The sequence below is a fragment of the Cupriavidus sp. NPDC089707 genome (assembly GCF_044748965.1).
Taxonomy (GTDB): Bacteria; Pseudomonadota; Gammaproteobacteria; order Burkholderiales; family Burkholderiaceae; genus Cupriavidus.
Map to the genome: position 1 here is coordinate 17,848 of NZ_JBIVHB010000033.1, position 21,266 is coordinate 39,113.

Below are 21,266 nucleotides of genomic sequence, written 5' to 3' on the forward strand. Positions count from 1 at the left end.
CCAACACACAGGCTACGAATCCCGCCCCATCGTCCGCCACAAGAATGTCGCGGCGCAGCCGGCGATCGAGGCGACGATCTCGGCGCCGACCTCGCTGGCGATCCGCATCGCCGAGCAGGCCGGCGTGCGGCTGCTCAGCTTCTGCCGCGCCGATGGCTACGTCGATTACACCGGCGCCGCGCCGGGCATGGCGGCAGGCGTGGCGTGCTGAGCTTCGCCCGCGGCTTTGTGCGCATAGGGCCGCACAGCGCCGGATCGCTCCATCGTGTGCCGCTGCCGTACTATGATCTCCATTGTTGGCTCAGCTGACGGCTCAGCTGACAAGGCGGACATAACGGCAGGCGGAGAGCGCAGCGTGAAACTGTATGAAAAACTGGCTGCGGATATCGAGGCGCTGGTGCAGCAGGGTGTCCTGTTGCCGGGCGAGCGCATTCCGTCGGTGCGGCAGGCCAGCCAGCACCACCGCATGAGCATTACCACGGTGATCCGCGCCTATGTGCTGCTGGAAAGCCGCGGCGTGATCGAAAGCCGGCCGCAGTCCGGCTACTTCGTGCGCGCACGTCCGGGCGAGCCGGCAATCGAATTGCGGACGTCCCGGCCCAGCGCCAAGCCTTCGGCGGTCGACGTCAGCGCGCTGGTGCTGTCCACGCTGCGCTCCATCCGCTCGGACGAAGCGGTGCCGCTGGGTTCGCCGTATCCGGATCCGTCGCTGTTCCCGTGGCAACGCATCAACCAGTACGCCAACAACATCGCCCGCCGCCATGCCAAGTGGACGTTGCTCGACGACCTGCCGCCCGGCAGCCCCGAGCTGATCCGGCAGATCTCGCGCCGCTACCTGGAGAATGGCCAGTCCATCGATCCGAACGAAGTGATCGTCACCATCGGCGCCACCGAAGCCATCAACCTGTGCCTGCAGGCGGTGGCTAAGCCGGGCGATACCATCGCGGTCGAGTCACCGACCTACTACGCCATGCTGCACGCGATCGAACGCCTGGGCATGCGCGCCATCGAGGTGGCGACCGACCCCGTGGAAGGCATCGACCAGGACGCGCTGGCGCGGCTGATCGACGAGAAGGGCGTGAAGGCATGCATGGTGATGCCGAACTTCCAGAACCCGCTCGGTTTCCAGATGCCCGACGACAGCAAACGCAGCCTGGTCGCCATGCTGACCGGGAAGGACATCCCCGTCATCGAGAACGACGTCTATGGCGAGCTCTATTACGGCGAAGTCCACCCCAGTTCGCTCAAGGCCCATGACAAGGCCGGCATCGTGCTGCACTGCGCCTCGTTCTCCAAAACGCTGACCAACGCGTACCGCATCGGCTGGGCGCTGCCGGGACGCTACCGCGAAGCGGTGGAGCGGCTCAAGTTCCTCAATACGCTGACCACGCCGGCGATCCCGCAGCTGGCGATCGCGGAGTTCCTGAAGAACGACGGCTACGACTTCCACCTGCGGCGCGTGCGCAAGGCCTATGCACAGCAGGCCAGCATCATGGCGGCGGCCGTGCGCCGCTTCTTCCCCGAAGGCACGACCACGTCGCGGCCGGCGGGCGGCTATGTGCTGTGGGTGCAGATGCCGGAAGGCATCGATGCCATGGAGATGTACCACGCCGCGCTGGACCACCGCATCACGGTCGCCCCGGGCCATATGTTCGCGCCCGGCGCCACCTACGCCAACTGTATCCGGCTGAACTACAGTGCCGAATGGTCGCCCGGCATCGAGTCCGCGGTGCAGACACTGGGCAAGATCGCGCAGCACCTGCTGACGCGCAGCCGTCAGCAAGCACAGGAAAAGCCAGTCCATGCCGGACACTGACATCGATCCCGCCATCCTCGCCGCGCTGCAGGTGCTGCACGAAGCCCCGCGCGCGGGCGCTGCAACGCCCTGGTCCCTCGCGAAGATCGCCAAGCGGGCGCAACTGCCGATGAGCGTGCTGAGGCGCGTGCTGACGCAACTGCAGTCCGCGGGGCTGGCCGATGTTGCGATCGACGAGGCGGGGCACGGCCACGCCAGCCTGACGCAGGCCGGGGCGGAGCTTGCCGCGCAGGTGTTCCCGGAGACCGACTGAGCGGCTCAGCCGCCCACCAGCGACATGCGTACCGTCGGGTACTGCCTCGAATATTGCCGCTCGCCGCTGGCGAGCCGTTCGGCGCGCAGTTCGGAGTAGCGGTCGCCGCGCGCTTGCCATGCCTGGCTGATTGCATCGGCGAGTGCTTCGGCAGGGCGTGCGTCCGACAGGTGCGGGCGCAGGTTGACGGAACGGGTGGCGAACAGGCACAGGTGCAGGCGGCCATCCACCGAAACGCGAGCGCGGGTGCAATCGCCGCAGAACGGGTGGGATACGCTGGAAATAAAGCCAAGCTTCAGGCTGCCATCGGCCAGCATGCAGTTGCTGGCAGTCTCTGCGTCCCGCCGCGCGACCGGCAGCAGCGCATGCGCGCGCTCTACCATGGCGCGGATCTCGCCGGAAGGCACCACGCGCGATTGCGACCATCCGCGCGGCCCTTCCACATCCATATATTCGATAAAACGCAGCGTGACGCCGCTGCCGCGGAAGTGCTCGACGAGCGGCAGCACCTGCGCGTCGTTGGTGCCGCGCTCGACCACGCAGTTGACCTTGACTGGCTGCAGGCCAGCGGCGCACGCGGCATCGATGCCTTCCAGCACCCGAGCCACCGGGAAATCGACGTCGTTCATGGCGCGAAAGACGCCGTCGTCCAGGCTGTCGAGGCTGACCGTGACGCGGCCGAGGCCGGCATCGCGCAGCGCGCTGGCCTTGCGCGCCAGCAGGCTGCCGTTGGTGGTCATGGCCACCTCAACCTGCTTGCCGCTGTGGGTGCGCAATGACGCAATCGCTTCCACCAGCGCTTCGATTCCCTTGCGCAGCAGCGGCTCGCCACCGGTCAGCCGCACCTTCTCGACACCGAGCCCGACAAAGGCACGGACAATGCGCAGGAGTTCGGCATCGCTTAGCCGTTGCTGCGCGGTCAGGAACGGATAATCGCGCCCGAAGCGCTCCTTCGGCATGCAATACGTGCAGCGAAAGTTGCACTGGTCGATCACCGAGAGCCGCAGGTCGCGCAATGGCCGGCCAAGCTGGTCGCGGCAGGCCTGGTCCGGCGGGATGGTGGCAGGCGGGGCGAGGGTGGGGATGGTTGCGTGCTGGGTCTGCACAGGCGCGGCTTGCATGGCGGCTCTCCCAGGAGCAATGGCGTGGGGCATGCCGTTTATCTTAGGGACGGCTCGCTGCCCGGCAGGCGCACACTTTGGGCCCGCCCGCAGCAGAACAGTTGCCCTTATTCGTGCGCGTTGCGGATGCGCACCGTGGCGGTCTGGCCGGCGATCAGGCGTACTCCTGGCGGCACCTTGTCCAGCGCGATGCGCACCGGGATGCGCTGTGCCAGCCGCACCCAGTCATTACGGACAAGGGTACGGATCACAGCCTGCCCGCCAGGGATACAGTTCCCGGGGAACCGTTCAAGCTCAGTTGTCCAGGCCGGAAGCTGGGCTGGCCGGACGCAGGACGCCACCAGTACAGATGGTGCCGTAGCGCGGGACTACAGCGTTGGATGGATCCCGCGGCATCGACGGTCCGGAGTCAATAAAATCGCGCCGGGCGCCGCTCGCAAGCACGGAACGTGCTGCAGCGGACGGCCGGCGCGGCGGCTCAGCTGAACAGCGTCATGGCCTTGCCGAGGGTCGACCAGATGCCGGCCCCCAGCGGGATGAGCACGTAGGTCCAGAACGTGAGCAGCAGCAGTGTCTTAGTGCGGTCGTTTTCCATGGTTTGTCTCCTGGGATTCTTTTGATGGCCGGCGCGGTCAGGCCGCGCTGGCGGCTTCGCGCAGGTGGTGCCGCGCATGCACCGGCCGGATCAGCAGGTTGCAGATGAAGCCCACCACCAGCAGGCCCGCCATGATGTGCAGGGTGTCGACGTAGACCTCGGACCTGGGCACGCCCAGCGCCAGCTTGTACTCGCGGATATAGTTCACCAGCGCCGGGCCGGCAATGCCGGCGGCGGCCCAGGCGGTCAGCAGGCGGCCATGGATGCCGCCCACGTACGCGGTGCCGAACATGTCGGCCAGGTAGGCGGGAATGGTGCTGAAGCCGCCGCCGTACATGGTCAGGATCAGGAAGTAGCAGGCCACGAACATGGCTACGTTGCCGGCCGCGCCGATTGCCGGCACAGCCAGGTAGAGCGCGGCGCCGAAGGCGAAAAAGATGGCGTAGGTCAGCTTGCGGCCGAAGTAGTCGCTGGCGGAGCTCCACAGGAAGCGCCCCGTCATGTTGCCGATGCTGAGCAGGCCGACGAAGCCGGCCGCGGCGGCGGCGGTGATGGTGCCCTTGAAGGTTTCCTGGATCATCACCGCGGCCTGGCCCAGCACGCCGATGCCGGCGGTGATGTTCAGGAACAGGATCAGCCACAGCAGGTAGAACTGCGGCGTCTTCAGCGCCTGGTCGATATGCACGTTGGCGTGCGTGACCATCTTGCTCGGCCTGGCCTTGGGAACAAAGCCGGGAGGGGCCCATCCCGGGGCCGGGATGCGGATGGCCAGCGCGCCGAGCGACATCGAGATGAAATAGATCACACCCATGACCAGGAAAGTCTCGGCCACGCCCGCGCTGGTGGCGCTCTTGAAGTGGTTCATCAGCGCGACCGACAGCGGCGCGCCGATCATCGCGCCGCCGCCGAAGCCCATGATCGCCATCCCGGTGGCCATGCCGCGGCGGTCCGGGAACCATCGGATCAGCGTGGACACCGGCGACACGTAGCCAAGCCCGAGCCCGATCCCGCCCAGCACGCCGTAGCCCAGGTACAGCATCCAGATCTGGTGCAGCCAGATCCCCGCCGCCGATACCAGGAAGCCGCCGCCGAAGCAGCATGCGGCCGTGAACATGGTGCGGCGCGGCCCGACCTTCTCCAGCCACTTGCCCGCAAACGCGGCCGAGATGCCGAGGAAGAAGATCGCCAGCGAGAACACCCACCCCAGCGTGGTCAGCTGCCAGTCGCCCGGCGCCGCGCGCGTGACGCCGATGATCCGGGTCAGCGGTTCATTGAAGACCGAGAACGCGTAGGCCTGGCCGATGCACAGGTGCACCGCCAGGGCGGCGGGCGGCACCATCCAGCGGTTGAAGCCCGGGCGGGCGATGATCGCTTCCTTGGAGAAGGGCGATGGCCGCGATCCCGGCCGCGATTGCGATGGCCCTTGCGATGGCCCGGAGCGATGTTGCGCCTGCTGCTCGGAGGGTGTTTGCGCTTGCGCGGAATAGGTCATGAAGTTGTCTCCTGGCTGGAAGTGGCAGCCTCTTGTTGCGCGGGTGCGCCGGGCTGGAGCGCGTCGTTGAGCAAGAGCTGTGCCGGTGGCGGATGCCGTTTGCCGTCAACGGGTTGCGGCAAGCCGCCTTCCAGAAGGGCGCGCCAAAGGACAAAATGTCCGGGCGCGGGCCCGGCGTACGGGTCAAAATGTCTATCCGCGGCGGCCGCCGCGCACGGCCGGGTCGGTTTAACCCCAATACAGGCGGATCGGGCACTGTCGCTAGACTCTCCACCTGCCTCCGCAACAACCAAAGTGATGAGCGAACGACAAAGCAACGCCGAAGCCGACAACTGGCAGCGCCGCACGATCCTGGTGGTGGATGACGAGGCCGGCATGCGTTCGTTTCTGTCACGGGCGCTGGAAGGCAAAGCGGGCAGCGTGCTCACGGCCGACAGCGCCGAAGCGGGCGCCGCGCTGCTGGAGCAGCGCCATGTGGACCTGATCCTGCTGGACGTGGCGCTGCCCGGCGCCAGCGGCATGGAGTGGCTCAAGGCATTGCGCGCAGCCGGCAACCCCGCCGACGTCATCCTGATGACAGCCTTCGCCGACATGGACACGGCCATTGCCGCGTTGCGCTCCGGCGCGGCGGACTTCATCGTCAAGCCGTTCCGCGTCGACCAGGTGCTCAACGCCATCCGGCGCTGCTTCAACCAGGCCCGGCTCGCGCGCGAGAACTACCTGCTGCGCCGCGAGCTGGACAAGTACACCATCCACAAGGACTTCATCGGCGAGTCGGAGGCCATGAAGAAGGTGATGGCGCTGGTCGCGCGGGTCGCGCCGATGCCGTCCACGGTGCTGGTGACGGGCGAGTCCGGCACCGGCAAGGAAGTGGTGGCGCGCGAGCTGCACCGGCTCAGCGGCCGCCAGGGCCAGTTCGTGCCGCTGAACTGCGGCGCGATGGCGCCCGAGATCATCGAAAGCGAACTGTTCGGCCACGCCAGGGGAGCGTTCACCGGCGCCGCCGGCGCGCGCCACGGGCTGTTTCTCTATGCCGACGGCGGCACGCTGTTCCTGGACGAGATCTCGGAACTGCCGCTGGCGATGCAGGCCAAGCTGCTGCGCGTCATCGAGGACCGGCGCATCCGCCCGCTCGGCACCGAGCGCGAGATCGCGGTGGACGTGCGCATCGTTGCCGCCTGCAACCGCAACCTGGCCAATGAGGTTGCCGCCGGGCGCTTCCGCCAGGACCTCTTCTACCGCCTAGACGTGGTCGGCGTGACCATCCCCCCGCTGCGCACGCGGCCGCAAGACGTGGTGCCGCTGGCCGAGCATTTCTCGGAGCAGTTGTCGGCGCAGCTTGGGCTGCCGCCGGTGCCGCTGTCGCCGTCGCTGGCGAGCCTGCTCAAGGGTTATGACTGGCCAGGCAACGCGCGCGAGCTGCGCAACCTGGTGGAGCGGGCGCTGATCCTGGGCGAGTACCCGGTCGAACTGCTGGCCCATGCCGCCGAGCACGCCGAGGCGGCCGAGCCGGCCGATCCGGACTACGCCGGTGCGCCGCAACCGCGTGGCGAAGCCTCCGACGACGCCACCCTGCTCGAAGCGGTCGAACGCCGGCACATCCTGCAGGTGCTGGCGGCGGAGGGCGGCAACCGCGTGGAAGCCGCGCGCCGGCTCGGCATCTCGCGTCGAACGCTGGACCGCAAATGCCTGCAGTGGGGCCTGCGCGCTTGAAGCCCTCAGCGCTGCTGCGCCGCTATCGCGCCTCGCTGCGCGCCAAGCTGGTGTCGATCGTGGTCGCGCCCTTGCTGGTGGCGCTGGTGGCGCTGCTGCTGTTGATGACGCTGTGGGGCGATCGCGTGTTCCAGGCGCTGCTGGCGTACAAGGTCAACAGCGACCTGCTCGTCGCCCATGAATACTTCGAGCATATGGTCGGTGGCGTGAAGGACCGGGTCCTGCAGGAGGCCAGGTCGCACGCGCTGGCAGAAGCGCTGGAGGGTGGGCCTGGGCACGGCGGCGCCATGCCTGCCGTGCTGGCCGGGGCGCGTCGCGCGCACGGGCTGGACTTCCTGCAGTTGCTCGACCCGCAGGGCCGGGTGCTTGCCGCCGCGCCGGCCGGCGCTTCCGGAACCAGCCAGGCCGGATGGCGCGTGGTGTCCAGCGCGGCGGCCGGCCGTGCCGATGCCGCCACCGATGCCTGGTCCGCCGCGCAGCTGGCCGAGGTCTCGGGAGATCTCGCCCGCCGCGCCCAGGTGGCGCTGCGCGCCACCCCCAACGCCGCGCCGACCGACCGGACACTGGAAACCCGCGGCATGGTGGTGCATGCGGCGGCGCCGGTGGTCGACGGGGCGGGCAAGCTGGTGGCGATCCTGCATGGCGGCACGCTGCTGAACAACAACCTTGCCTTCATCGACACCATCAACGCGCTGGTCTACCAGCCGGAATCCCTGCCGCGCGGCAGCCAGGGCACCGCGACGCTGTTCCTGGACGACACGCGCATCGCCACCAACGTGCGGCTGTTCCACGGCGAACGCGCACTGGGCACGCGTGTCTCGCGCGAGGTGCGCGACCAGGTGCTGCTGCGCGGCGAGAAATGGCTGGACCTGGCCTTCGTCGTCAACGACCGGTACATGAGCGCCTATGAGCCCATCGTCGACAGCCGCGGTCAGCGTATCGGCATGCTCTACGTGGGCTACCTGGCCAGGCCGATCAGCCAGGCCAAGGACCTGGCGCTGGGCGTGCTGGTGGGCCTGTTCGTCTTGCTGGCCGTGGCCGGCGCGCTGTTCTCGCTGCTGTGGGCCAGGCGGATATTCACGCCGATGACGCGGATGGTCGGCACCATGCGCGCGCTCAAGGCCGGCAACGACAATGCGCGCGTTGGCCCGGTGCGCAGCGAGGATGAACTGGGCCAGCTCGCCGGGCAGTTCGACCAGTTGCTGTCGGACCTGCAGCAGCGCAATGCCGAGCTCAGGGACTGGGCGGACTCGCTCGATCGCAAGGTCGCCGAGCGGACCCGCGAGCTTGAGGATGCGAACACGGTGCTTCGCGCGACCCGGCAGCAGCTGATTACATCGGAAAAGCTTGCTCTCGCGGGGCAGCTTACGGCGGGCGTGGCGCATGAGATCAACAATCCGATTGCGGTGATCCAGGGTAACCTGGACGTGGCCCGCGATATTCTCGGTCCGGCTGCGGAGCCGGTCCGGCATGAATTGCGGCTGATCGATGAGCAGGTGCGACGCATCTACCTGCTGACCAACCGGCTGCTGCAGTTTGTCCGGCCAGAGGCATACGCCGGCAATACCGAGCGCCTGGATGTGGGCGAGGTCGCTGCCGGCTGTGTCGACCTGGTCCGGCATATGCTGAAGGACGCGGCCATCCGGATCGAACTGGCCTGCCTGGCTACACGCCGCGTGCGCATCAGCCGCAGCGAACTGCAGCAGGTCATCGTCAACCTGCTGACCAATGCCATCCACGCCATGCCGGAGGGCGGCAACCTTACGCTGGCCACGCGCGACTGGGAAGGGCATGGCGTGACGCTGCATGTGCGCGACACGGGCCGCGGCATCCGCGAGGAAGACCTGCCCAATCTGTTCAATCCGTTTTTCACCACCAAGAAGCAGATGGGGACCGGTCTCGGCCTGTCCATCAGCTACGCCCTGGTGGAGCGCTATGGTGGCCGCATTACCGTGGAAAGCAAGATGGGGCAGGGTGCGGAGTTCATCGTCTGGCTGCGCGAAGACGGGTCTGGGGCGAAGCCAGAGACTGATGGTGTGGAGTCATGACATGCTGAAGACGCAGTCGGCGAGGCGACAACTATCCTGACATGGCGGGAAGCTTTCCTCATGCAGCGGTAGTGTCAGGCTTTCGACTTACTCCGCAGGACACAACTCCTCTGCCATCTGATCAAGCTGCAATTTGATCATCGCCAGCAGGCAATGCACGCCGTGGCATGCCTCCGAGCGTTCGCTTTCCACTTCCAGCAGCGACAGGACGCTACCCAGGCCGGCCTTGATCCGATCGAGCGATTCAAGGGTTTCTGCCGGAATGCCGACGAAAATGGTTTCGTGCTGTTGATGGGTTTTCACTTGCATTGCGCTCTCCTGAAGAAGGTTGGGAGACCCGCCTGATGCAATTACTGGAGGGAGGCGGGCCTGACAGCGGGGGTCGCAAACCGGCTCACTGACGAACACCGGCCAGCCTTATTGGCTGCCCCGCCCGGCCCGCCATTGTGAAGCGACGCGCGCGTGCGTGTGGAGATGGTCGCCTGAGCGACCATCCGTCAGGGAAAAGCGGGTTGCGACACCCGATCACCGCTGTTTCGGTGATGGCCTTAGTTTTCCCTTTTCAGATGGGGATGACGATCAGACGATTCGCAATCTTCCTTTGATTTCGTCGGAAAGCGGCTTCCGGCGGCGGCAGCGGCCAGTTGAATCTGCAGCCGAACTCGGCCAGTTGACGACCGCCCCAACACGGCACTTGTCGTTATCGATCTTCAAAACGAAGTCGTTGCGAACGCATATCGACGTCATGATGTACTCGGCGCCGTCAACATGCTCATCGAGCGGGCACGCAAGTCGGACATCATTTTCGCTGCTCTGGGTGACCGTTCCTGGCCGGAATGGGACAACGGTCATCAGGTAGGGCTCGTATCAGCCAATTCACCGGCAACCACGGCTAATGGTACGCGGCGACGTGTTCAAGCCGACCCCATGGCGTGATGAGCCGCAAGCCAGGCAATCTTGTCGCGTTCGCGGGAGTCGGGCGAGGCCGCCAAGGCCCCCTTCGTTGATCTTTCCGTACGCGGCCGGCGAGTAGACCGATGCCTTCGCACTGCCTGTGCTGTTCGGGCGAGTGCACTGACTACGTCAGCGCCCATGCTTCTGGTAGGTCCCGATGAGTTCGGCATGGGCCAATATGTGCCCCCGCATCGCCTGTTCCAGCGCCGCCTTGTCCGGCTTGCCGAGATCCGGCAGCACGATGTCCAAGGCATATAGCTTGTGGAAATACCGGTGCCGGCCAATTGGAGGACACGGCCCGCCGTAGTCGGCACGGTGCCAGTCGTTGAGACCTTCGCGAGCGCCGGGCGGCAAGCTATTCCGGGTCATACCTTGCGCAAGCGAGCCGGATCGCGGAGGCAGGTTGTACACGAGCCAATGGACCCATGTCATTTGCGGTAACGCCGGATCCGGCGCATCCGGATCATCGACAATCAAGACCAGGCTGGCAGTGGAGGGTGGCAACCCTGACCACGCCAGGGGAGGTGACACATCGGCGCCTTCGCATGTGTGCACAGTGGGAATCTCCCCGCCTTGGGCAAACGCGGGGGATGTCAGTATGAGCGGCATCGATGGCCTCTGCTGGGCAAGTAGCGCTGGTCCGAACAGCATGGCCGCAAAAGCCAGCAACCTCGGCAGAAGTGCAAATTGCACTATATCGGCCTCCGCCGGCGCATGACGGCTGTTTCAACTTAGCCCGGATTCAACCCCTGTGCAAGGGACCGTGCAGTTTTCCGAAGCCGACCCGTCTCGGACGTTCCCCACTTCTCGTTGAACGGCTGGTTTAGCCGGACTTCTGCCGCTGGAGTCATGAGGGCGGAAATCAATCGCCCGCCAGTGGCTAGCCGGGTATGTCTTCAAATACCAATTTGTGGTCACCCCCAAGCACCCGGCGAACTGATGCAACAAATCGCTCGACAGGTGGGGATTGCGCTTCCCGGCTATAGACGAACTCGACATCAAACTCGGCGTCCAGCCCCTTGAGCGGCAACAGGTGTACGGACGGCGGGCACGCCGCCCGTGTACTGGCAGGCACGAATGCATATCCCATCCCCGCGGCGACCAGCCCGAGCATGGTTGGGATATCCGCACCGATCTGGGCGATGTGCGGAACAAAGCCTGCCTTGGCGCATTCAGCGATCAGCGCGTCATGCTGTGGGGCAGATCGATCCCGGCTAAACCAGATAAATTTCTCCGTCGCGACGTCTGCCAGCTTTTTGGGGGCAGTCCTTGAGTTCTTGACCAGGGCAGGCATGGCCAGCACGAAGCCTTCGCGCAGGAGACGAATGCCCTGAAGCGATGGGTCGTCTTTGGACCGGAATGCCAGGATGCCGCCGTCCAACTCGCCGTTCCGGATAGATTTCGCCTGTTGCAACGACAACATTGGCTCGACGGAAAGCACCACGTCGGCTTGATGTTCCCGGAAGTCCTTGAGGATTGCGAGTGCTTCCGGCAAGACCAGGTAGTTTGGCAGCGCGCCAATTTTCAGTGTGCCACCGAGACCTTGCCCGATACGATGCGCGCGGTCGCGCGCATCAAGCGTATGGCGCAGCAACTGCTTCGCGTCATTCAGAAAGCTCACCCCGGCGGGGGTGAGTTTTACTCCCTTCGCATGCCGGACCAATAACGGCGCGCCGATGTAGTCCTCCAGATCCTTGACCTGACGTGACAGCGCAGGCTGCACGATGTTCAGTGCCCGGGCTGCCGCAACGATGCTCCGCGCTTCGGCCACAGCGATGAAGTAGCGCAAATGGCGTATCTCGATGGTTTGCATTCTTGTCTCCCGCGAGGGCAAATCAGGCTGTTGATATGCCTAAAAAGTATAGCAGGCGCATCTATCAGGTATTTGAAAGTATGGCAAGGCAGGTCTATCTTCAGATCTCCCATGAGCAACCAACGGCAGGCAAGCGATGACGCGTGACTCAAGAGAGCCTTTCCTAAAAACCCTCCTCGCGGTCAGCAGTGAAGGGACTGCGCGAAAGCATCTGGTTTTCAGCGATGTCGACCTCCATCGCGAGGGCAGGCAGGTAGGGTATTTTCACATCCCTCACTCGCCCGACGACGACGCGTGGGGTACGACACGGATCCCGATCGCGGTGCTGAGTCATGGCGACGGGCCTACTGTTCTGCTGGAGGCGGGGAATCACGGCGACGAATACGAAGGACAGATCGTGCTTAGTGAGATCATCCGGGATCTCGATATCAGCAGGTTGCGGGGGCGGTTGATCGTCATCCCGGCAATCAACCTCCCGGCCGCGATTTCCGGCAAGCGAAACTCACCGATTGACGGACTCAACTTCAATCGCGCCTTTCCGGGGGATCCGAACGGATCCGTGACCCAGCAGATTGCAGCCTTTGTGAATGATGTTCTGATGGCAGCGAGCGATGCTTTCATCAGTCTACATTCCGGGGGCAGTTCACTGGATATTCTCCCTAGCAGCATCGTTCACTGCACCGGCGATACGTCGCATACCGAGCGGAACTTGGCGGCCGCAGCGGCATTTGGTGCGCCGGTCTCAGTCGTGTTGGACAACCTGGGGGACACGCGTACTGCCGCCAGTGCGGCGATGACGGCGGGATTGACCACGGTGAGCGTGGAGATGGCAGGGCAGGGGACCGTTTCGCGCGAGGCGCTCACAATTTGCCGGCGTGGCGTCCCGAGCGTCCTGGGTCATCTAGGGGTCCTGAAAGACGTCACGCCGGCGACACCGACGTCGGCCGCGATGCTCTACGAAGTGCCAGGCCCTGCAGCCTATGTAATCGCCAATGCGGATGGTGTGTTCGAACCGCTCTTCTCTATTGGAGAGCCGGTCGAAGCCGGTCAGGTGGCAGGGCGAATCCATTTCCCGAGCGATCCCGGCCGCGCTCCCCTGGACCTCAGGTGTCAGCAAAGCGGGATCTTTTACGCGAAGCGACAGCCCGGCCTTGTGCGGCAAGGGAACTGCTGTGCAGTTGTTGCCTCACGCGCCGGGACGGCGAGCAGAGCCTGATTGGCTGCGGCCCGGGCAAGAGATATCCATAAGACAAGAGGAGACATCATGGGCGAATTGAAAACACATCATGGACCCGATCCGGTTCAAAAGAAGGCGATAGCTGCTGCTGTTGTGGGGTGCGCGCTCGAATGGTATGACTTCGCCGTATACGGCTTCTTTGCACTCACCATTTCGAAGCTCTTCTTTCCATCGGACGAGGGTTCGGTGTCCCTGCTGTTAGGAGTCGCAACCTTTGGCGTAGGTTTCATCATGCGCCCCGTAGGTGCGATCGTGCTGGGCTCGGTTGCGGATCGGCATAGCAGATCCGCGGCGCTGTCGCTCACGATCTTGCTGATGGTCATCGGTACCGCCATGATCGCTTTCGCACCAACCTATGCGCAAGCAGGAATCTGGGCGCCGCTCATGATCGTTGCCGCACGGCTTATCCAGGGCTTCTCGGCGGGAGGGGAGATGGGCGTGGCGACGGCCCTGCTGATCGAATCTGCCCCCCACAGCCGCCGAGGCTTATATGGAAGCTGGCAGCAGGTAGCTCAGTCCACTGCACTACTGTTTGGATCAGGCCTTGGGGCATTGCTGTCGTCAACGTTGACGGCTGCGCAGATGGACGAATGGGGCTGGCGCATCCCGTTCATGCTGGGGCTGGTGATCGGACCGATCGGTTGGTACATTCGCCGGAAGTTGCCGGAGCCAGAGCATGCAAGCAGTGAGGCATCACTGGCACGTCGTCGTGCTCCATTAAGGTCGGTGCTGCGCGACCACCGCGCCGAAACCGTCGCAGGTCTCGGAATTACCACCGTCTGGACGGTCTGCTCGTATTTTTTCCTGGTCTATATGCCGACCTACGCGGCGACTCAACTCCATATTGAGCTGTCCAGTTCGCTGGCCAGCAATGCGATCGGGCTGGTGATGCTGCTTGTGCTCGCGCCGCTGTTCGGCAGCCTCTCGGATCGTTGGGGCCGCTACCGGATTATTCTGGTGGGCATTGGCGGCATACTGGTGACTTGCTATCCGGCGATCGTCGCTCTCCAGCGTGTGCCCAGCCTCGGGATGCTGATCTGCGTCCAACTCTGGATGGCAATGTTCGTCGCGGCAATCGCCGGCCCCGCGCCGGCTGCCATGGCGGAGCTTTTTCCGCAGGAGGTCCGGTCCACCGGTATTTCAATCGGCTACAACGCCGCCGTGGTGGTCTTCGGTGGCTTTGCCCCCCTGATCGCGACCTGGCTTATCCGAGTCTGCCAGAGTGGTTCGGCGCCGGCCTGGTACGTCTCTGCAAGTGCAGCCTTGAGCTTGCTGGCCCTGGCTTGGTCCACCCGCACCATTGGCGCGGCCAGCCGGGCGAAGCCCGTCATGCCAACTGCGCCGGATACACCTGCCTGAATCACATCAGCAATTCCTTTTTCACGGCCATGACTCTGTATATCAATACACCACTGCTTCGTTCGCAGTCCAACTCCGTCCGTCTGGGCAAGACTGTCTGGCTCAAGATGGAGGGCCTGCAACCTTCTGGTTCATTCAAGTTGCGCGGGATTTCACATGCATGCACCTGGCATATGGAACGTGGCGCCAAACACTTCATTTCCTCATCAGGTGGCAACGCCGGCATGGCTGTCGCATATTGCGGGCGAGTTCTCGGTTTGCCCGTAACAGTCGTGGTGCCGGAAAGCACATCTGCGCGGGCGAGAGCCTTGATCGAACTGGAAGGTGCAAGTCTCGTTGTCCACGGCAAATCCTGGGCGGAAGCCAATGCATATGCCATGTCACTGCTCACCGAACATACAGCCTTCATCCATCCCTTCGATGACGCGTTGCTATGGGAAGGCCATGCAACGCTGATTGACGAAGTTGCACAAGCTGGTGTCAGGCCGGGAGCCGTACTGTTATCCGTAGGCGGAGGTGGTCTGCTTTGTGGCGTACTGGAGGGAATGACGCGCAATGGCTGGGGCGACGTTCCCGTGGTTGCGGTTGAAACCGAAGGTGCCGCTAGCTACTCGGCATCAATCGCTGTGGGCAAGCCTGTATCATTGCCAGAAATTACCAGCATAGCGACGTCGCTTGGTGCCAGAAGCCCCTGCCAGCAAGCCGTCGACTGGGCTAAACGTCATCCGATCCGGAGCGTGGTCGTATCAGATGCCGCTGCGGTGGCTGCTTGCCTCCGATTACTCGATGAGCATCGCGTGTTAGTCGAGCCTGCATGTGGCGCCACGCTGGCTGCGCTGGACCACGATATCTCAGAACTCAATGCGGCGGAGGATGTCTTGGTGGTCGTTTGCGGGGGAGCCAGTTCCACAGTAGCGGATCTACTGGCATGGCAGCGCACTTGACAAGGGGGAATAGTCCCGGTAGGGCCAGGAGCCCTATCGGACAAGGCAATACGCCCACAATGTCCCGTTTGCAGGCTTGTCAGGCCATTCGTCGCCTAGCTCCGGACGGCCCATTGGCCGATTTCGGCCGGCCGCCAGAGTGGCCCGAAAAAAATGAATCGCCACCTCAGGTTGTCCCCTGACGACCATCTTGAATGTGCACGACTGATATCGCACCCGAAACGGCAAACTCAAGTTCTGGATCCTCAGCTTGGTCGACATCCGCCGATCAACTGCAAATCCCGGCGAACCCACCTGGTTCATCACGCCACGCGCCGCCCAGGCAGCAGCCCCGCATATTCCTTCCCCAGGAACTCCGCAGCGTGCTCAAGCAGATAGCCCCGGCAGCTCTCGCTGGCCGGAGACAGACGCTTGCTTGCCATATGCGCCACATGCCAGACGCGCTCGATCGGCGTACCCGTCACGTCCAGCAACGCGATTTCCCCCGTACGCAGTTCCAGCGACAGCGTATGCAGCGACAGCAGGCTGATCCCCATGCCCGCCATCACCGCCTGCTTGATGGTTTCGTTGCTGCCCAGCGTAATCACCTTGGCCGGCGTGAACAGGTGGTCGCGGAACATGAACTCCGCCACGGTGCGGGTGCCGGACCCGGGCTCGCGCAGCAGGATCGTCTCGTGGCGCAGCTCCTGCAGGTCGAAACGCTTCTCGTCGCGCAGCGGATGCCGCGGCGAGGCCACCAGCACGTACGGATGCGCGGCGATCGGTTCTGACACCGCGTCCAGCTCGCGCGGCGGACGCCCCATCAACGCCAGGTCGATGGCATTGTCCTGCAGCAGCTGCAGCAGCGTTTCCCGGTTGCCCTCGGCAATGCGCAGGTCGATGCCGGGATGCAGCGCTGTAAACCCCGCCAGCAGCTTGGGCGCGAAGTACTTGGCGGTGCTGATCAGGCCGATGGTGATCGAGCCCTGTTCGACATCCTTGACCGCCTGCAGGCCTTCCTCAGCATCCTTGATCTCCCCAAGGATGCGTGAGGCATGGTGCAGCAGCCGGTCGCCGGGCTCGGTCAGCGTGAGCTGGCCCCGGATCCGCTCGAACAGGGCGAGCCCCACCACGGATTCCAGCTGCTTGACCTGCATCGAGACCGCCGGCTGTGTCAGGTGCAGCTCCTCGGCGGCGCGCACGAAGCTGGCGTGCCGGGCCACTGTGACAAAGATCTGGAGCTGGCGAAGCGTGAGGGCGCGCAGGAAGGACATGGTCTGGGAGGCGGCTTGGTTTTTCCCTTGTCGTGGGTCTGCGTGTGCGGCCTGCGCCTCACTTAAGGGATTGCTTATACAGAGGCTAAGAATATCTGAATTTACCTTATGTTGGTGCACGGATATCTTTCTTTCCAACGAGCAGTCACGCCGCAAACCACGGAAGGGAGACCAGCATGAACGCACCTGAAACGATCCAAGCCAAGCCGCGCAAGCGCTATGACGCCGGCGTGATGAAGTACAAGGAAATGGGGTACTGGGACGCGGACTACGTGCCCAAGGACACCGATGTGCTGGCGCTGTTCCGCATCACGCCGCAGGACGGCGTCGATCCGGTCGAAGCCGCCGCGGCGGTCGCCGGCGAATCGTCGACGGCCACCTGGACGGTGGTGTGGACCGACCGCCTGACCGCCTGCGACATGTACCGCGCCAAGGCCTACCGGGTCGATCCGGTGCCGAACAACCCCGAGCAGTTCTTCTGCTACGTGGCCTATGACCTGTCGCTGTTCGAGGAAGGCTCGATCGCCAACCTGACCGCCTCGATCATCGGCAACGTCTTCAGCTTCAAGCCGATCAAAGCGGCGCGCCTGGAAGACATGCGCTTCCCGGTCGCCTATGTGAAGACCTTCGCCGGCCCGTCGACCGGCATCATCGTCGAGCGCGAGCGCCTGGACAAGTTTGGACGCCCGCTGCTGGGCGCCACCACCAAGCCCAAGCTGGGCCTGTCGGGCCGCAACTACGGCCGCGTGGTGTACGAGGGTTTGAAGGGCGGGCTGGATTTCATGAAGGACGACGAGAACATCAACTCGCAGCCCTTCATGCACTGGCGCGACCGCTTTCTCTTCGTGATGGATGCGGTCAACAAGGCCTCGGCCGCCACCGGCGAGGTCAAGGGCAGCTACCTGAATGTGACCGCCGGCACCATGGAAGAGATGTACCGGCGCGCGGAGTTCGCCAAGTCGCTGGGCTCGGTCATCATCATGGTCGACCTGATCGTGGGCTGGACCTGCATCCAGTCGATGAGCAACTGGTGCCGCCAGAACGACATGGTCCTGCACCTGCACCGCGCGGGCCATGGCACGTACACGCGGCAGAAGAACCATGGCGTGTCGTTCCGCGTGATCGCCAAATGGCTGCGCCTGGCTGGCGTCGACCACATGCACACCGGCACTGCGGTGGGCAAGCTGGAAGGCGATCCGCTCACCGTGCAGGGCTACTACAACGTCTGCCGCGATGCCTACACCCGGACCGACCTGACGCGCGGGCTGTTCTTCGACCAGGACTGGGCCTCGCTGCGCAAGGTGATGCCGGTGGCCTCGGGCGGCATCCACGCCGGCCAGATGCACCAGTTGATCCATCTCTTCGGCGACGACGTGGTGCTGCAGTTCGGCGGCGGCACGATCGGCCACCCGCAAGGGATCCAGGCGGGCGCGACGGCCAACCGCGTGGCGCTTGAAGCGATGGTGCTGGCGCGCAACGAAGGGCGCGACATCCTCAACGAAGGGCCGGAGATCCTGCGCGATGCGGCGCGCTGGTGTGCACCGCTGCGGGCGGCGCTCGATACCTGGGGCGACATCACCTTCAACTACACGCCGACCGATACCTCGGACTTCGTGCCCACCGCATCGGTGGCCTGAGCCCCCGAGCCCCTGAACCCACAGAACGAGAGGACATCATGCGCATCACTCAAGGCACTTTCTCTTTCCTGCCCGAACTGACCGACGAGCAGATCACCAGCCAGCTCGAATACTGCCTGGGCAAGGGCTGGGCGGTCGGCATCGAATACACCGACGACCCGCACCCGCGCAACACGTACTGGGACATGTTCGGGTTGCCGATGTTCGACCTGCGCGATGCCGCCGGCATCCTGATGGAAATCAACAACGCACGCGCCACGTTTCCCAATCACTACATCCGCGTCACGGCCTTCGATTCGACGCATACGGTGGAGTCGGTGGTGATGTCGTTCATCGTCAATCGTCCCGCTGACGAACCGGGCTTCCGCCTGGTGCGGCAAGAGGAGCCGGGCCGCACCATGCGCTACTCGATCGAGAGCTACGCCGTGCAGGCGCGGCCCGAAGGTAGCCGCTACTGAGCAGCCGCTACTGATCGGCGCCGACCGGGCCGGCGCGTAGCGTTGCCACGCGCTGCCCGCCGGCGATTTCCACACTGTGCCATCCCATGGGCGAGCCGCCGCCAGGCGACGCGCCGGGGAAGTTGCGCCCGGAATTCACGTCACTCACGGAGCCTGCCATGTCCGCACCTGAAACGACCGCACCGCTGCAGCAGCCCGCTGCCTTGACCGGATCGCGCGCCGGATCGCTGGCCGAGTCGCTAGCGAGCTCCGGCATCACCGAACTGCTGGCCGAGCTCGATCGCGAGCTGATCGGGCTGAAACCGGTGAAAGCGCGCATCCGCGACGTTGCCGCCTTGCTGCTGGTCGACAAGCTGCGCGCCGCGCGCGGCTTCAGCGCGGGCGCGCCCAGCCTGCATATGTGCTTCACCGGCAATCCCGGCACCGGCAAGACCACCGTGGCCCTGCGCATGGCGCAGATCCTGCACCAGCTCGGCTACGTGCGCCGCGGGCACCTGGTGGCCGTGACCCGTGACGACCTGGTCGGCCAGTACATCGGCCATACCGCGCCCAAGACCAAGGAGATCCTGAAGAAGGCCATGGGCGGCGTGCTTTTCATCGACGAGGCCTACTACCTCTACCGGCCGGAGAACGAGCGCGACTACGGCCAGGAGGCCATCGAGATCCTGCTGCAGGTGATGGAGAACAACCGCGAAGACCTGGTGGTGATCCTGGCCGGCTACAAGGACCGCATGGACCGGTTCTTCGAATCGAACCCGGGCATGTCGTCGCGCGTTGCCCACCATATCGACTTCCCCGACTACCAGCTCGAGGAGTTGCGCCAGATCGCCGACCTGATGCTGGCCGAGATGCAATACCACTTCGACGACGAGAGCCGCGCCGTGTTCGCCGACTACCTGGCCCGGCGCATGGCGCAGCCGCATTTCGCCAATGCCCGCAGCGTGCGCAACGCGCTGGACCGCGCGCGGCTGCGCCATGCGTCGCGGCTGCTCGACGATCCCGGCACGGTGGTGGATGACCGTGCCCTGACCACCATCACGGCCGGGGACCTGCGCGCCAGCCGTGTGTTCTCGCAGCCCTCGGCTGCGGAGTAAGCCATGAAAGCCCTGATTTTCGATGTCGACGGCACGCTTGCCGATACCGAGACCGCCCACTTGCAGGCCTTCAATGCCGCCTTTGCCGAGGTCGGCCTCGACTGGTGCTGGGACGAGGCGCTCTACACGCGCCTGCTCAAGGTGGCCGGCGGCAAGGAGCGGCTGCTGCACTACTGGCGCATGGTCGATCCGGAAGAGGCCCGCGGCTGCAAGGTCAGGGAGACCATCGACGCCGTGCATGCCATCAAGACGCGCCACTACGCCGATCGTGTCGGCAGCGGCCAGCTGCCGCTGCGCCCGGGCATTGCCCGGCTGATCGACGAGGCCGGCAATGCCGGCGTGCCCGTCGCCATTGCCACCACTACCACGCCGGCCAATCTCGATGCGCTGCTGCAGGTGCCGCTGGGCCAGCGCTGGCGCGAGCGCTTCGCCGCCATCGGCGACGCCGGCACCACTGCCATCAAGAAGCCGGCCCCGGATGTCTATCTGGCCGTGCTGGAACGCCTCGGCCTGGAAGCCGGGGATTGCCTGGCGATCGAGGATTCCGAGAACGGGCTGCGCGCCGCGCAGGCGGCCGGCATTGCCACCGTGATCACGCCTACCGCCTACACCGCGCATGACCGCTTCGACGGCGCGCTGCTGGTGCTGCCCCACCTGGGCGATCCGGCGCAGCCGCTGCCACAGCAATTGCCCGGTGCGGCGCAGCGCTGGGCTGACCTGGGCGCGCTGCGCAACTGGCATCGCGGCACCCTGTTCGAGGCAGCCTGACATGCACGCCACCGACCAACATGCCGTCCGCCTCGCGCCGTCCATCCTGTCGGCGGATTTTGCCCGGCTGGGCGAAGAGGTGCGCGCGATCGAGGCAGCGGGCGCGGACCTGGTGCACTTCGACGTGATGGACAACCACTACGTGCCGAACCTGACCATCGGGCCGCTGGTGTGCGAGGCGATCCGGCCGCATGTGTCCATCCCCATCGACGTGCACCTGATGGTGGAGCCGGTCGATGCGCTGATCCCCATGTTCGCCAAGGCGGGCGCAGGCATCATCAGCTTCCATCCGGAGGCGAGCCGGCACGTGGACCGCACTATCGGCCTGATCCATGATCACGGCTGCAAGGCCGGCCTGGTGCTGAACCCGGCCACGCCGCTGGGCTGGCTTGATCACACGCTCGACCAGCTCGACCTGGTGCTGCTGATGAGCGTGAACCCCGGCTTCGGTGGCCAGGCGTTCATCCCCGGCGTGCTGGACAAGCTGCGCCAGGTGCGCGCGCGCATCGACCGGCAAATGGAAGCCGGCGGGCGAGCGGTCTGGCTGGAGATCGACGGCGGCGTCAAGGCCGACAACATCGCGCAGATCGCCCGTGCGGGCGCCGACACCTTCGTTGCCGGCAGCGCCGTGTTTGGCGCGCCGGATGCGGGCGGCGGCTACCGCGGCGTCCTGCGCCGCCTGCGCGAGGCTGCGACGTTCACCTAGCCCGC

The 21,266-nt window shown here is 64.9% G+C and carries 21 protein-coding genes and 2 pseudogenes; 13 read left to right on the forward strand and 10 right to left on the reverse strand.

The window, feature by feature from the left end:
- Window positions 1-70 precede the first annotated feature (70 nt).
- The 3 genes and pseudogenes from ACIP1U_RS30155 to ACIP1U_RS30165 form a co-directional block, all read left to right on the forward strand.
- Window positions 71-211 (forward strand): annotated as a pseudogene (locus ACIP1U_RS30155) (sulfurtransferase FdhD); the annotation flags it as partial.
- 144 nt (window positions 212-355) lie between these two features.
- The gene (locus ACIP1U_RS30160; protein ID WP_400322871.1) at window positions 356-1,816 is read left to right on the forward strand and encodes a PLP-dependent aminotransferase family protein; all 1,461 of its coding nucleotides are present in this window, start codon (window positions 356-358) and stop codon (window positions 1,814-1,816) included.
- Entirely contained in the window at window positions 1,803-2,069 is a 267-nt protein-coding gene (locus ACIP1U_RS30165) for a transcriptional regulator (RefSeq protein ID WP_400322873.1), read from the forward strand. The genes ACIP1U_RS30160 and ACIP1U_RS30165 overlap by 14 nt, the downstream gene beginning before the upstream one ends.
- A gap of 5 nt (window positions 2,070-2,074) precedes the next feature.
- On the opposite strand, the gene moaA is transcribed toward ACIP1U_RS30165, so the two are convergent.
- The 4 genes and pseudogenes from moaA to ACIP1U_RS30185 form a co-directional block, all read right to left on the reverse strand.
- Window positions 2,075-3,190, reverse strand: a complete 1,116-nt coding sequence (moaA, locus tag ACIP1U_RS30170; protein WP_400322875.1) for a GTP 3',8-cyclase MoaA — start codon at window positions 3,188-3,190, stop codon at window positions 2,075-2,077.
- Window positions 3,191-3,297: 107 nt separating this feature from the next.
- Window positions 3,298-3,417 (reverse strand): annotated as a pseudogene (locus ACIP1U_RS30175) (efflux transporter periplasmic adaptor subunit); the annotation flags it as partial.
- A gap of 251 nt (window positions 3,418-3,668) precedes the next feature.
- Window positions 3,669-3,785 carry an oxalate:formate antiporter gene (locus tag ACIP1U_RS30180; RefSeq protein WP_400322877.1) on the reverse strand — a complete coding sequence of 39 codons (117 nt, stop codon included), beginning with the start codon at window positions 3,783-3,785 and terminating at the stop codon, window positions 3,669-3,671.
- A 37-nt stretch (window positions 3,786-3,822) separates the two neighbouring features.
- Window positions 3,823-5,277: an OFA family MFS transporter gene (locus ACIP1U_RS30185; protein ID WP_400322879.1), complete on the reverse strand. Its 1,455-nt coding sequence runs from the start codon at window positions 5,275-5,277 to the stop codon at window positions 3,823-3,825.
- 297 nt (window positions 5,278-5,574) lie between these two features.
- Between ACIP1U_RS30185 and ACIP1U_RS30190 the strand changes: the two genes are divergently transcribed.
- Window positions 5,575-6,990: a sigma-54-dependent transcriptional regulator gene (locus tag ACIP1U_RS30190; RefSeq protein ID WP_400322881.1), complete on the forward strand. Its 1,416-nt coding sequence runs from the start codon at window positions 5,575-5,577 to the stop codon at window positions 6,988-6,990.
- Window positions 6,963-9,038: a cache domain-containing protein gene (locus tag ACIP1U_RS30195; RefSeq protein ID WP_400322883.1), complete on the forward strand. Its 2,076-nt coding sequence runs from the start codon at window positions 6,963-6,965 to the stop codon at window positions 9,036-9,038. The genes ACIP1U_RS30190 and ACIP1U_RS30195 overlap by 28 nt, the downstream gene beginning before the upstream one ends.
- An 87-nt stretch (window positions 9,039-9,125) precedes the next feature.
- Here ACIP1U_RS30195 and ACIP1U_RS30200 read toward each other — a convergent pair whose 3' ends face one another.
- The 4 genes from ACIP1U_RS30200 to ACIP1U_RS30215 form a co-directional block, all read right to left on the reverse strand.
- The gene (locus tag ACIP1U_RS30200; RefSeq protein WP_400322885.1) at window positions 9,126-9,347 is read right to left on the reverse strand and encodes a hypothetical protein; all 222 of its coding nucleotides are present in this window, start codon (window positions 9,345-9,347) and stop codon (window positions 9,126-9,128) included.
- A 270-nt stretch (window positions 9,348-9,617) separates the two neighbouring features.
- The gene (locus tag ACIP1U_RS30205; protein WP_400322887.1) at window positions 9,618-9,890 is read right to left on the reverse strand and encodes a hypothetical protein; all 273 of its coding nucleotides are present in this window, start codon (window positions 9,888-9,890) and stop codon (window positions 9,618-9,620) included.
- A 231-nt stretch (window positions 9,891-10,121) separates the two neighbouring features.
- A complete protein-coding gene (locus tag ACIP1U_RS30210; protein ID WP_400322889.1) occupies window positions 10,122-10,601 on the reverse strand; it encodes a YbhB/YbcL family Raf kinase inhibitor-like protein in 480 nt (159 codons plus the stop codon).
- Between the two features lie 271 nt (window positions 10,602-10,872).
- Window positions 10,873-11,805, reverse strand: coding sequence for a LysR family transcriptional regulator (locus ACIP1U_RS30215; RefSeq protein WP_400322891.1), 933 nt, complete (start codon window positions 11,803-11,805; stop codon window positions 10,873-10,875).
- 136 nt (window positions 11,806-11,941) lie between these two features.
- Here ACIP1U_RS30215 and ACIP1U_RS30220 point away from each other — a divergent pair, with 136 nt between their 5' ends.
- The 3 genes from ACIP1U_RS30220 to ACIP1U_RS30230 are packed head-to-tail and all read left to right on the forward strand — an operon-like array spanning window position 11,942 to window position 15,345.
- Window positions 11,942-13,021, forward strand: a complete 1,080-nt coding sequence (locus ACIP1U_RS30220; protein WP_400322893.1) for a succinylglutamate desuccinylase/aspartoacylase family protein — start codon at window positions 11,942-11,944, stop codon at window positions 13,019-13,021.
- A gap of 48 nt (window positions 13,022-13,069) precedes the next feature.
- A complete protein-coding gene (locus tag ACIP1U_RS30225) occupies window positions 13,070-14,401 on the forward strand; it encodes an MFS transporter (RefSeq protein WP_400322894.1) in 1,332 nt (443 codons plus the stop codon).
- 29 nt (window positions 14,402-14,430) lie between these two features.
- Window positions 14,431-15,345: a pyridoxal-phosphate dependent enzyme gene (locus ACIP1U_RS30230; RefSeq protein ID WP_400322896.1), complete on the forward strand. Its 915-nt coding sequence runs from the start codon at window positions 14,431-14,433 to the stop codon at window positions 15,343-15,345.
- Between the two features lie 302 nt (window positions 15,346-15,647).
- On the opposite strand, the gene ACIP1U_RS30235 is transcribed toward ACIP1U_RS30230, so the two are convergent.
- Window positions 15,648-16,598, reverse strand: a complete 951-nt coding sequence (locus tag ACIP1U_RS30235; protein ID WP_400322898.1) for a LysR substrate-binding domain-containing protein — start codon at window positions 16,596-16,598, stop codon at window positions 15,648-15,650.
- 176 nt (window positions 16,599-16,774) lie between these two features.
- Between ACIP1U_RS30235 and ACIP1U_RS30240 the strand changes: the two genes are divergently transcribed.
- Both ACIP1U_RS30240 and ACIP1U_RS30245 read left to right on the forward strand, forming a co-directional pair.
- Window positions 16,775-18,235 (forward strand): form I ribulose bisphosphate carboxylase large subunit, encoded by a 1,461-nt coding sequence (locus tag ACIP1U_RS30240; protein ID WP_400322899.1) that lies wholly within the window; start codon window positions 16,775-16,777, stop codon window positions 18,233-18,235.
- 38 nt (window positions 18,236-18,273) lie between these two features.
- Window positions 18,274-18,693 carry a ribulose bisphosphate carboxylase small subunit gene (locus tag ACIP1U_RS30245; protein ID WP_400322901.1) on the forward strand — a complete coding sequence of 140 codons (420 nt, stop codon included), beginning with the start codon at window positions 18,274-18,276 and terminating at the stop codon, window positions 18,691-18,693.
- Between the two features lie 7 nt (window positions 18,694-18,700).
- On the opposite strand, the gene ACIP1U_RS30250 is transcribed toward ACIP1U_RS30245, so the two are convergent.
- Window positions 18,701-18,853 (reverse strand): hypothetical protein, encoded by a 153-nt coding sequence (locus ACIP1U_RS30250; RefSeq protein WP_400322903.1) that lies wholly within the window; start codon window positions 18,851-18,853, stop codon window positions 18,701-18,703.
- On the opposite strand from ACIP1U_RS30250, the gene cbbX reads away from it, so the two are divergent.
- From cbbX to rpe, 3 genes are read left to right on the forward strand one after another with little or no spacing between them, the layout of a single operon-like run.
- Entirely contained in the window at window positions 18,852-19,787 is a 936-nt protein-coding gene (cbbX, locus tag ACIP1U_RS30255; protein ID WP_400322904.1) for a CbbX protein, read from the forward strand. The two genes, ACIP1U_RS30250 and cbbX, sit on opposite strands and share 2 nt — an antisense overlap.
- Before the next feature lie 3 nt (window positions 19,788-19,790).
- Complete coding sequence (locus ACIP1U_RS30260) at window positions 19,791-20,555, forward strand: HAD family hydrolase (protein WP_400322906.1); 765 nt, start codon at window positions 19,791-19,793, stop codon at window positions 20,553-20,555.
- A 1-nt stretch (window position 20,556) separates the two neighbouring features.
- On the forward strand, window positions 20,557-21,261 hold the full coding sequence (rpe, locus tag ACIP1U_RS30265) for a ribulose-phosphate 3-epimerase (RefSeq protein ID WP_400322908.1): 705 nt from the start codon (window positions 20,557-20,559) through the stop codon (window positions 21,259-21,261).
- Window positions 21,262-21,266 lie beyond the last annotated feature (5 nt).